The sequence below is a fragment of the Streptomyces sp. genome (genome assembly GCF_035563135.1).
GTDB lineage: Bacteria > Actinomycetota > Actinomycetes > Streptomycetales > Streptomycetaceae > Streptomyces.
The window spans coordinates 1-7896 of sequence record NZ_DATMVN010000518.1; the positions used below are offsets into that span (position 1 = coordinate 1).

6 protein-coding genes and 1 pseudogene are annotated in these 7896 nt (G+C 72.1%); 4 read left to right on the forward strand and 3 right to left on the reverse strand.

Annotated elements, in window-relative coordinates; genetic code table 11:
* A partial coding sequence (locus VN520_RS22870; RefSeq protein ID WP_325748812.1) for a lectin occupies positions 1-1116 on the forward strand: 1116 nt, incomplete at its 5' end.
* Between the two features lie 200 nt (positions 1117-1316).
* On the opposite strand, the gene VN520_RS22875 is transcribed toward VN520_RS22870, so the two are convergent.
* Positions 1317-1760: an SSI family serine proteinase inhibitor gene (locus VN520_RS22875; protein WP_325748813.1), complete on the reverse strand. Its 444-nt coding sequence runs from the start codon at positions 1758-1760 to the stop codon at positions 1317-1319.
* Positions 1761-2214: 454 nt separating this feature from the next.
* Here VN520_RS22875 and VN520_RS22880 point away from each other — a divergent pair.
* Positions 2215-2581: pseudogene (locus VN520_RS22880) on the forward strand (RNA polymerase subunit sigma); the annotation flags it as partial.
* Between the two features lie 71 nt (positions 2582-2652).
* Here the strand turns inward: VN520_RS22880 and VN520_RS22885 are convergent.
* Both VN520_RS22885 and VN520_RS22890 read right to left on the reverse strand, forming a co-directional pair.
* On the reverse strand, positions 2653-3996 hold the full coding sequence (locus VN520_RS22885) for an aromatic acid/H+ symport family MFS transporter (RefSeq protein WP_325748814.1): 1344 nt from the start codon (positions 3994-3996) through the stop codon (positions 2653-2655).
* A gap of 232 nt (positions 3997-4228) precedes the next feature.
* Positions 4229-5401 (reverse strand): 4-hydroxybenzoate 3-monooxygenase, encoded by a 1173-nt coding sequence (locus tag VN520_RS22890; protein WP_325748815.1) that lies wholly within the window; start codon positions 5399-5401, stop codon positions 4229-4231.
* A gap of 523 nt (positions 5402-5924) precedes the next feature.
* On the opposite strand from VN520_RS22890, the gene VN520_RS22895 reads away from it, so the two are divergent.
* Both VN520_RS22895 and VN520_RS22900 read left to right on the forward strand, forming a co-directional pair.
* Positions 5925-7208 (forward strand): YeeE/YedE family protein, encoded by a 1284-nt coding sequence (locus tag VN520_RS22895; protein WP_325748816.1) that lies wholly within the window; start codon positions 5925-5927, stop codon positions 7206-7208.
* 148 nt (positions 7209-7356) lie between these two features.
* Positions 7357-7896, forward strand: a 540-nt coding sequence (locus tag VN520_RS22900) for a response regulator transcription factor (RefSeq protein ID WP_325748817.1), incomplete at its 3' end; no start/stop codon positions are given.

The window sequence follows — 7896 nt, forward strand, 5'->3', positions numbered from 1 at the left end:
GAGTTCGACGGACCCGCCGGCTCCGCCGTCGACGGCGGTAAGTGGCAGATCGAGACCGGTGACAACGTCAACAACCATGAACGGCAGTACTACACCGCCGGCAACCGCAACGCGGCTCTCGACGGCCAGGGGAACCTGGTCATCACCGCGCGCAAGGAGAACCCGGGCAACTACCAGTGCTGGTACGGGCGGTGCGAGTACACCTCCGCCCGGCTGAACACGTCCGGCAAGTTCACGACCACGTACGGCCGTGTCGAGGCCCGGATGAAGATTCCGCGCGGGCAGGGCATCTGGCCCGCCTTCTGGATGCTGGGCAACGACATCGGGCAGGTCGGCTGGCCCAACAGCGGCGAGATCGACATCATGGAGAACGTCGGCTTCGAACCCGGCACCGTGCACGGCACCCTGCACGGCCCCGGCTACTCCGGCAGCGGGGGCATCGGCGCGGGCTACACGCTGCCCGGCGGGCAGGCGTTCGCCGACGCGTTCCACACCTTCGCCGTCGACTGGAGCCCCGGCGCCATCACCTGGTCCGTCGACGGCACCGTCTACCAGCGGCGCACCCCCGCCGATCTCGGCGGAAGGCAGTGGGTCTTCGACAAACCGTTCTTCGTCATCCTGAACCTCGCGGTGGGCGGCTACTGGCCCGGCGACCCCGACGGAAGCACGGTCTTCCCCCAGCAGCTCCTCGTCGACTACGTCCGTGTCAGCTCCGACAGCGGCCAGCCGGGCGGCGGGGGGCCCATCACGGGCCTGGCGGGCAAGTGCGTGGACGTCGCGGGCGGCGCGGTGGCGAACGGTACGGCGGTGCAGCTGTACGACTGCAACGGCTCGGCGGCGCAGCGGTGGACGGTGGGCGCTGACGGGACGATCCGTGCGCTGGGCAAGTGTCTGGACGTCGCGTCGGGCGGTACGGCGGACGGGACCCGGGTGCAGCTGTGGGACTGCAACGGCTCGGCGGCGCAGCAGTGGGCGACGCCGGCTGCCCGGGACATCGTGAATCCGCAGGCGAACAAGTGTCTGGACGTGACCGGCAGCAGCAGCGCCAACGCCACCCGGTTGCAGATCTGGACCTGCACCGGCGCCGCGAATCAGAAGTGGACGGTGACCCGGTGACCGTCTGATCGGCGGCCACCCCCTCCGACGGGCCCCATCGCGGGCGTCGGACACCGCCTGCGTCCCCGCCGTGCACGCCACGGCGGGGACGCAGGCGGTCGCAGGCCGCGCGGGAAACCGGGCGGGACGAAGACGCCTCGGGTCGCGTCCCGCTCCGGTCGGGGCGGAGGCCTCGATACGCGCCCGCTGAACACGCCGGGTCAGAAGGAGAAGACCGGCCCTTCGGCCAGGCTCGCCCGCATTTCGCACGCGTTGCCGAAGGTGGCCGACCAGGAGACATGGCGGCCCTGCCACACGCCGGTGGCGTCGAGGACGACAGGGTCCCACTGACGTGTGCAGTCCCCCTGGGGCCGGGGTGTGGTCAGCTCGGTGAACTCGCCCTCGACCGCATCCAGTTCCGCACACGCTGCGGCGGGCGAAGGGTGAGTACCGCCAGGGCGGGGCGCGCAGCTCAGGGTGACGGCTCGTTGGACGGTGACCGTGGGGGCGCCGCCCTTGCCGACCGAGAGGACGAGGGCCGACGGGGCGTAGAGGCCGGCGGGCTGGGCGGGCCGGGCCTGTGCGGCCCCGACGGCGGCTGTGCCGGTCATGACGAGTGCCGAAACCATGGTGAAGACGCTGATCCCGCAGAGCTTGTCACGCATTCGTGCTTCTCCTTCGCTAGGGGGGTGACTGCGGTGGGGAGTCTGGCGCTTGCAGGCAGTGAGCGCACATCGATCAGTACTTTCCGGCCCGGCCCGTGCGCACCCTGCCTACCGAATGACCGTTCGGGCAGCTCGGAAGCGGTGCGCAGCGCCCGTGCAACATGTCCGGCATGTGGACAGAATTGGGTGGTACAACCGAAAACTACCGCCTGACCTGCATGGATCTCGAAATGGTTCTCATGCGAAAAGCCCGGCTTCGGCCGGAAAGCAGCGCTGGTCGCAGGAGGGGCGGACGAAGCCGGAGCCACACCCGGCCGGATCGCTCGACGCGCGGGGCGCCCTCGCGCGCCTCCTCCGGGCGGCGAGCTCGGCACGGCCGCTTTCACCGCGCCCCCTCCCTCGTGCGGGCTGGAGGGACGCCGTGCCTGAGCTGTTCACCGGTGGCCGATGGAGCGCCGCCGTCCGGCCCGGACTCGCGGACCGCCACGACTGGCAGTACGCGGCCGAGCGGGCTCAGCCCCTGGGGGTACCGGGCTTCGAGGAGGGGGTTGGCCCTGGCCGAGCTGCTGGCGGCGGCCCCGGGCGAACGCCGGGAGGCGTTCGTGCTCACCCAGCTCCTCTGGCCGCCCTGCGCCGAGGCGGCCCGGGCCATCGGGTGCCCCATCGGAACCGTGTGCTCGCGGGTCGCGCGAGCACGCGGCTCACCGCTCGGTCTTCTCGCGGATGTGGACGCGGTCTCCGCGCCCCGCGCGGCGCGGCCATCCGTACGACGGGACCGGCGGGCGGAGCCCGTGGCCGCTGTCCCGCTCGATCCCGCCTGAGCCGGTGCGGGCGGGCCCCCGGTGCGGCCGATCCGTGCGCCGCACCGGGGGCCCGGCTCGTCCTTCGCTGCTCAGTCCGTCGTCGCGGCGGGCGCGGGAGCCGCGCCGGGGCTGCTCCCGCGGCGGTGCCTGGCGGCCAGTGGGACCAGGGAGATCGCCAGCGCGCCGAGGACGGCCGTCACGGCGAACGTCGTGAAACCGAGGCCTGCGTCACCGCCCGCGAGAACCGCGCCTCCGAGGGTCGGGCCGACCACCGCACCCGTACGGCCGATGCCGGTGACCCACCCCAGGCCGGTGGCGCGCTCGCGGGGTGCGTAGACGCGGGACGTGGCGGCGTACACCATCACCTGGGCGCTGAACAGCCAGATGCCGGTGATGAAGACGACCGCGTACGCGACCCCGATCGGCAGCTGCGCCCTCAGCAGGAACGTGCCGACCGCCGTCAGCACGAACCACAGCGCGGAGACCTTCACCGGGCCGAACCTGTCCGCCGTACGGCCCGCTATCAGCATGCCCACGATGCCGCCCGCGTTGATCACCATCAGGAAGGTGACCGAGGAGGAGAGGGAGTAGCCGGTGGCGCGCATCAGCTCGGGCAGCCAGGTGGAGACGCCGTAGACGAGGAGCAGGCCGGCGAAGGACGCGATCCACAGCAGCGGGGTCGCCCAGCGGGTGCCGGGGGCGAACAGCGCGGTGATCGCCGCCATGCGGCCCTTCGCACCGGCCTGGGGCGCCTGCTGCGTCCCGGGGCGCTCCAGCCGGTACCGGTCGGCGACGGCGTACGCCTCCTCGGTGCGGCCCCGGGCGAAGAGCACTCCGGGGGACTCCGGAAGCCACTTCAGCACCAGTGGCACTGCGACCACGGCAGGCAGTACCCCCGCCCAGAACACCCAGCGCCAGCCATGCCCGGGGGCCACGGCGAGACCGATGCCGGTGGCGGCCATGCCGCCCGCGTGGTAGGAGGTCATCATCAGGCCGGTGGCGAGGGCGGCGCGGCGCGGCGGAGCGAACTCGGCGACGATCGCCAGGCCGATCGGCATCAGTCCGCCCAGGCCGAGCCCGGAGAGGAAGCGGCCCGCGCCGAACACGGTGGCGCCGGGGGCGACCGCGCACAGGGCGGATCCGACCGAGAACAGCACGACGCTGCCCACGACCAGGGGCTTCCGGCCCAGCCAGTCGGTGAGTGTCCCCGCGGCCAGGGCGCCGATCAGCATGCCGAAGGTGGTCCAGCTGCCGATGGAGCCGGCCAGAGAGGGGGTGAAGCCGAGACCTTCGTCGGCGAGGAGGTGCGGCATGGTCGCGCCGTAGATGTTGACGTCCATGCCGTCGAAGAACACGGCGAGCCAGCACAGAGCGATGACCGGAGCGACCACCCGGAAGGAACGGTCGGGCGGGGACGTGGTCGAGGCAGCCACGGGCACTCGCTTTCTGCCACGGCGTTGTGGCGGGTGGGCTGTCCTGCGGAGGGATCAACGCCACGATCGGGGAGCAAATGTTCGCGAGGTGAAAATATTTCCACTCTCGGGCCGTGCGAGTTTCTCCTTGGTCCGCACCCGTGTCAATGGGGGGCGCAGGGCTTCTTCCCGAGTGGGGCGGAAGGCGGGGGCGGGCCCACAGGCATGGCTGCGGGCCCGCACGCCCTCACGGTCACGGGAGCGGCAGCCCCGCGTAGTTCACCGCGAGCTCGGCCGCCGCGTGCGGTGAGGCGGCGATGCGGTCGAGCTGGGCGACCTGGAGCCGGGTGTCGAAGGGACTCTGGTCCGGATCGGTGTGCAGCGTCGTGGTCATGAAGTACGAGAAGTGTTCGGCGCGCCATACGCGACGCAGGCACGTGGCGGAGTAGGTGTCCAGCAGGTCGGACGCGCCGGTCCTGTGCCGCCGGACCAGAGCGCGGCCCAGCACCACGACGTCGGCAGCCGCCAGATTGAGTCCCTTCGCTCCGGTGGGCGGCACGATGTGCGCGGCGTCGCCGGCCAGGAAGACGCGGCCGTACTGCATCGGCTCGGTCACCGAACTCCGCATCGGGAGCACGCTTTTGGAGGTGATCGGCCCGCGTTCCAGCTTCCATCCGTCGAGTGCGAACCGGGTATCCAGTTCGTCCCAGATCCGCTCGTCCGGCCAGTCGGCCGGGTCCGTGCCGTTGGGCACCTGGAGGTACAGCCGGCTGACCTCGGGGGACCGCATGCTGTGCAGTGCGAAGCCACGCGGGGAGTGGGCGTAGATCAACTCGTCGCAGGACGGCGCCACATCGGCCAGGATGCCGAGCCATGAGTAGGGGTAGACCCGGTCATAGGTGCGCCGGACCCCTTCGGGCACGGCTGCCCGGGTCACTCCGTGGAATCCGTCGCAGCCGACGACGTAGTCGCACGTCAGCGTCTTGTCCTGGCCGTCGTGCGTGTAGCGGATCGTCGGGCGGTCGGTGTCCGCGCCCTCGACGGAGTGGACCTCGGCCCCGAAACGCAGGGCGGCGCCGTCGGCGAGCTGAAGGGCTATGAGGTCCTTGACGACCTCCGTCTGCGCGTAGACCCACACGCGGCGGCCGTCCGTCAGCGAAGGGAAGTCGATCCGGTGGGCCCGGCCTTCCCAGCGGAGTTCCACGCCGTCATGCACCAGTCCCTCGGTGTCCAGTCGTTCCGCGGCCCCGACCTCGCGCAGGGCGTCGACGGTGGACTGTTCGAGGATGCCTGCCCGCTGACGCTGCTCGACGTAGGCGCGATCACGGCTCTCCAGGACGACGCAGTCGACGCCGGCGCGGTGGAGCAGGCGCGACAGCAGCAGCCCGGCCGGGCCGCCCCCGATGATTCCTACGGTCGTGTGCACGGCTCGTTCTCCTTCTTGCTTCGGGGGCGTCCGTGTCCCTGGGGCCACCGGACCGCGCGTGGGCCCGAACGGCCGACCCCTGCCCGCCCCGGAAGGTGAGGGCGGTTTCCCTCGGTGCCGGCTGTTCTCGCCGCCATGGTGTTCGTCTGGTGAAGTTTTCTTCACTGGATATGCGAGTCTGCCGCCCGGATCGCGGCCCTGTCAATGGTTCCGCCCGGGTGCCGGTGCGCGGCGGCGCGGGCCGCGGGGCACGGCCGCGGCTGAGCCCGCGTCATCCGGGCGGTGAGGTGTCATCTCGAAAGACCTTCCGCATGGTGAGACATCCAGGCAACCGGAGGGATGCCGTCCGTATATTCGTACGCATGTCTGCACCGGCCCTCTCGCTGCGCCTCGCGCTGTTCACGCATTCGGCGTGGTGCGTCGACGACGGACTCTGTCGCGGCTGAATCCCGGGCCGGCGGCGCGTACCGCGCCGCCTCCGGCCGATGCCGGCATCCGTCCGAGCAACATCCGGAGACCTTTCGTGACCACCGCGCCATCTGCCGCGCCGCCGCGCGCACTGCCCGCCCTGTTCGCCCCTTCCCCCACCTCGGCGCCCGAGCCGGAGGCGCCCGCCCTGCCCCCGGTGCGCAGGACGCCACTCGTCGTGTCCGGACTGCTCGCCGTGGCCCTCACCGCCCACGTGTGGTTCGCACACGGCGCGAAACCGGGCGTGCTGCTCCTGCTGGGGCTCGGCCTGGGCGTCGCCCTCTTCCACTCCCGGTTCGGCTTCACCTCTGCCTGGCGGCAGCTCGTCGCCGTCGGCAACGGCACCGGGCTGCGGGCGCACGCGCTGCTGCTCGGCACCACGGCCACACTGTTCGCGCTGCTCATCGGTACGAGCACCGGGCTGTTCGGAACACAGCCGGCGCCCTCCGGCGGCACGGTCGGAGTCGGCCTGATCGCCGGCTCGCTGCTTTTCGCCGTCGGGATGCAGCTCGGCGGCGCCTGTGCTTCGGGCACCCTCTTCGCCGTCGGGTCGGGGCAGACCCCGGTGCTCCTGACCCTGGGCGGATTCGTCGCGGGGGCCACGCTCGCCGCCTGGCAGTTCGACCTGTGGAAGGACCTCCCCGCCTGGCAACCCGTCGTCCTCTCCGACCACATCGGCTGGTTCGGCTCCTGGGCGGTGACCATCGCCGCGCTGCTGCTGGTCGTCGTGATCACGCGACGCGTCCAGGCCCGGCGCAACCCGCCGCCCCTCGGCCCCGTACCCTCGGCGCGCACCGCGGCCGTACGGGCTCTCCGTGGCTCGTGGCCGCTGGCCGTCGGCGCCCTGGCGCTGGCCGTCCTCGGGGCGGGCGTGCTGCTGGTGTCCGGCGGAGCCTGGGGAGTCACGAGCGCGTTCAGCCTGTGGGGCTCGGAACTCGTGGGCGCGCTCGGCGGCCACCCGGAGAACTGGACCTGGTGGCGGCAGCCCGGCAACGCGGAGATGCTGGCGGGCCCGGTGCTCGCCGACAGGACCAGCCTCACCGACATCGGCATCATGATCGGTGCGGCGGTCGCCGCAGCGCTCGGCGGTACCTGGGCCCTGCACCGTGGCATTCCGTGGCGTACGGCCGTCGCGGCGGTGCTCGGCGGTGTGCTGATGGGCGTCGGTGCCCGGCTCGCCGGAGGCTGCAACATCGGGGCCTACCTGGCAGGAGTGTCCTCGGGCAGCCTGAGCGGCTGGCTGTGGGGAGCGGTCGCACTCGTCGGCACCTGGCTCGGGCTCAAGCTGCGCCCGCTGTTCGGCCTCGGCAACCCCGAGCCGGGTGACGGAGTCTGCTGAGCGCCGAAGTTCCCGGACGCCGGACCGGCCTCGTGACCGCTGCCGCGGACGGGGGTGGCCCCGCCCTCTTTGCCCCGGCCGCCGAGCGGGCCGGTCCGTTCCCACGGCGGAGGACTGCGGCTCGGGGGCCTCCTCTACGATCACCTCCGTGTGCGCAAACGTCATAGTCGCGGAAGACGACGCGAAACAGGCCGAGCTGGTCCGCCGCTACCTCGAACGCGAAGGCCACGCGGTCACGGTGGTCCCGGACGGTCTCGCCGCACTGGAGCAGGCCCGGCGGGGGACGCCGGACCTGCTCGTCCTCGACGTGATGATGCCGCGGGCGGACGGACTCGACGTGCTCCGGATCCTGCGCTCCGAGGAAAGGGAGCTGGCGGTCCTCATGCTGACCGCCCGGGCGACGGAGGACGACCTGCTGCTCGGGCTGGACCTGGGCGCGGACGACTACATGACCAAGCCCTACAGCCCGCGCGAGCTCATGGCACGGGTACGCACACTCCTGCGGCGCACCCGGCGGGACGGGGGACGTGAGGACAGCCACGTGCTGCGGGTGGGGGCGCTCGCCGTCGATCCGGTGCGTCACGAGGTGGCGATCGACGGAACGGGGGTGGAGTGCACCCCGGGAGAGTTCCGGCTCCTCGCAGCGATGGCCGCCGAGCCCGAACGGGTCTTCACCCGTGCGCAACTG